Genomic DNA, 3,152 nt, shown 5'->3' on the forward strand with positions numbered 1-3,152 from the left:
GGGTAGATCGATCGCTGCTCCGGTTGGAAACGTGACACAATTAGTTATCGATCGGGGACAATTATACAATCTAATTATACTACGGTTTTGGGAGTCGATCGGGGATTGGTTTCGTATTTTTGTTTTGCGCTGTTTGCGAGTGCGTTGTCGGACGACACACCGTTTGACCAGAACACAGATGCACGTAGAGGATAACACGATCTCAAGTAGTTTAACTCAACTCAATGCGGACATCCTTACGGGCGATCTGGAATGAATGAAATTGCACTCGATCGAGCAGTAAAGATCGAGTGCACTTAAATTACTCGTAACTACGATCAGATTTTAGCTTGTAGAGATCTGATGAATTCCCTAATAATATCGGTCTTCGTTCTTTCAGTTTTCTCGGCAAACGCTTCGAGAATTCTGAGTTCTTGTTCGGGAATCTTAACATTCAATTGTTTTAAAGACATAGTGCGTGTGTTTGAAGGAATGCTATACTGCGTTTGTTGGTTCATGATGTGTGTATCAATTGAGACTGATACATAGTTGTTGGTAAGTAGATGCACTGAATAAGTAATCAATATTACTTTAGCCGCATCAAAATTGAGCTTAGTAATTAAGACTGGGTGCGACCAAACTTAATTAGAAAAAGCTGGGGCTGACTAGTGCGATAAATTTAGACTCAGAGTGTTAGCTACCAACTGCTTGACTCTGGTGTCGAGATCGACCTTCTTTTAAGTTAGCAGCAGTGACTCGATCGATCGAGCCATTGCTACTTCAAAAAACATCGTCGATCGCAAATTTATTTAGGACGACGATTTTGTAAAAAGGCGGGTAGGTCGGCACCAGCAGTTTGTGGCGGTTGTGGCTTGGGAAAACTCTCATGAACGGTAGAAGCAGTTCCGGGGTTTTGTTGTTTGCGGGGCTGTTCCGATGGCATGGCGGTAGCGCGTGCAGTATTGGTAGCAGCGCGGGGACGCGAGATCGGCTCGGCAATTTCGCCTGTGAATCCGGTCGCAATGACCGTAATTCGCATTTCACCTTGCATTTGCGGATCGATTACCGCACCAAAGATAATATTTGCATTGGGATCGACGACTTCGTAAATCGTTTCTGCCGCAGTATTGACTTCAATGAGCGTCATATCCGCACCGCCAGTAATATTCAAGACCACACCTCGCGCACCTTCAATGCTCGATTCGAGTAAAGGTGACGTAATTGCTTGAATGGCAGCTTCCCGCGCGCGGGACTTACCAGAGCCTTCGCCAATGCCCATTAATGCCGAGCCAGCATCTGCCATCACCGTCCGCACATCGGCAAAGTCAACGTTAATCAAGCCAGGAATCGTGATGATATCAGAGATGCCCTGGACACCCGATCGTAGTACGTCATCGGCAATCCGAAACGCTTCCTGGACGGGGGTTTGCTCGTTGATAGCTTGTAACAACTTATCATTAGGAATGATAATCAACGTGTCAACTTGACTTTGGAGTCCGCTGATGCCTTCTTCCGCTTGGTTGGTGCGTCGTCGGCCCTCAAAGGTAAAAGGACGAGTCACGACACCGACGGTTAAAGCACCCATTTCTTTAGCAACTTCCGCAACAATTCGCGCTGCGCCAGTTCCAGTTCCACCTCCCATCCCCGCCGTGATGAAAACGAGATCGGCTCCTTCTAGAGCGTGGGCGATTTCTTCACGAGATTCTTCAGCAGCCTTTTGACCGATGGCTGGATTGCCACCCGCACCGAGTCCACGAGTGAGTTTTTGACCTAACTGAATCCGTCGCGTTGCATCGGAATGAGACAGAGCCTGCGCGTCGGTATTCATCGTCCAAAATTCGATTCCTTCGATATCGCTGGCAATCATCCGATTGACCGCATTACTGCCGCCACCACCAACACCAATAACTTTGATGCGAGCTGCGCTGCTAAATGTAATACCTTCAGACATCTGTTCATCCCTCGGTATGGAGTAACCTTCTCGGACTGAGTGGCTTTTGAATCCTGGATAGGAAAGTGGGCTAGAATTATTCATGCGCTAGTTTATTGTTAAAACCCTTTACAGCATAGTAACCCGCATTATAAGTATTTTTTGAAATTACTCAAATATGCGTGCGTGGAATTTTGTCATTGTTTAACAAATTCATAGGCAAAACTGAACTATGTTTGAATCGGTTTTACTCGATCGGTAGACGATCGCTGTGCTAGGATATAGAAATTGTAGAGGAATAGTTTTCAGATCGTAGGTCTTCTCAGCCATGCTTTTGATGTATTTTAATGTAGCCAAAAGCTAGCGATCGCGATTTTTATTTTAATTCGACTTGAGCCGGAACTCCAGACGCAGGGGAGAGTTGGAGCCTTGGAGAGTCTGGGTTTTCTAAATCTAGCAGATCGGCATTTGCTGATAAAGGATGTTTTTGCCAATTGCGAAGTCGATCGAGCTGTTGCATTTGATTAGTTATTTTTGATTTATTCCCGATCGAGCCGAGTCTAATTTTGCCAACTTCAGTTTGTAGAATGACATTTTGAGAATTATGGCAATCGACAATGCCCACAGTAACTGGACTAGTCCGAATCGCCCGATAAAGTTGACTCCAGCCGGGACAAGTACCCTGGATTGGCAGTCGTAATTGTAACGTAGGTAGAGATTTCCAGACGATCGGGCGGTAGCTCGAAATGGGCAATTGTAGCCCCCGTTCGTCGATAAACATTTGAGCGTGAGTAGTGCTTGTCTGCATTATCCGGGCAACAGGCGGCAAATCTTGAATTTGAACGATCGGCTGCGGCGGGAATACGCGCCGATCGATTTTAACATTAACCGAACTGCGCTCGATCGGTTGTGGAGCTAATTTGGTCGCTAACTGTTCTGTCAATTCCGCTGGATCTAACTCCAAGATCGGTTTTGGATAGGTAATTTCCAGCATCGATCGTACGGTAGTATCGCTGAGATACTGATTGCCCTCGATCTGAATCTGTTCGGGTTTAGAAATCGTCCAACCGGGTTGATAGATCGTCCATCCTACTCCAGCCAAAATTCCACTCATGCAGGTAAATCGCCATACGGATTTAACGACTCTAATTTGCCGATGCTGTCGTAATTGCTGACGACGCTGTTCGATCTGTGCTTGGGACTCGGGATGGTACACGGGGATGGGGGACGGGGGGACGGGGGG

Annotated in this window: 4 protein-coding genes; 1 reads left to right on the plus strand and 3 read right to left on the minus strand. The window is 46.6% G+C overall.

Features of this window, described 5'->3' with window-relative positions; genetic code table 11:
* A partial coding sequence (locus RMO79_RS10860) for a hypothetical protein (protein ID WP_310483170.1) occupies window positions 1-256 on the plus strand: 256 nt, incomplete at its 5' end.
* Between the two features lie 61 nt (window positions 257-317).
* Here the strand turns inward: RMO79_RS10860 and RMO79_RS10865 are convergent.
* From RMO79_RS10865 to RMO79_RS10875, 3 genes are all read right to left on the minus strand, one after another.
* Window positions 318-452, minus strand: coding sequence for a ribbon-helix-helix protein, CopG family (locus tag RMO79_RS10865; RefSeq protein WP_015157766.1), 135 nt, complete (start codon window positions 450-452; stop codon window positions 318-320).
* Between the two features lie 332 nt (window positions 453-784).
* Window positions 785-2,014 carry a cell division protein FtsZ gene (gene ftsZ, locus RMO79_RS10870; RefSeq protein ID WP_396136572.1) on the minus strand — a complete coding sequence of 410 codons (1,230 nt, stop codon included), beginning with the start codon at window positions 2,012-2,014 and terminating at the stop codon, window positions 785-787.
* A gap of 271 nt (window positions 2,015-2,285) precedes the next feature.
* A partial coding sequence (locus tag RMO79_RS10875) for an FtsQ-type POTRA domain-containing protein (protein WP_310483172.1) occupies window positions 2,286-3,152 on the minus strand: 867 nt, incomplete at its 5' end.

It is taken from the genome of Chamaesiphon sp. VAR_48_metabat_403, from assembly GCF_031422475.1.
Classification (GTDB): domain Bacteria; phylum Cyanobacteriota; class Cyanobacteriia; order Cyanobacteriales; family Chamaesiphonaceae; genus Chamaesiphon.

Excerpts from the sequence above, each read along its gene's own strand:
- RMO79_RS10865 (WP_015157766.1), bottom strand. The coding sequence starts at position 452 with ATGTCTTTAAAACAATTGAATGTTAAGATTCCCGAACAAGAACTCAGA.
- ftsZ (WP_396136572.1), bottom strand. The coding sequence starts at position 2,014 with ATGAATAATTCTAGCCCACTTTCCTATCCAGGATTCAAAAGCCACTCA.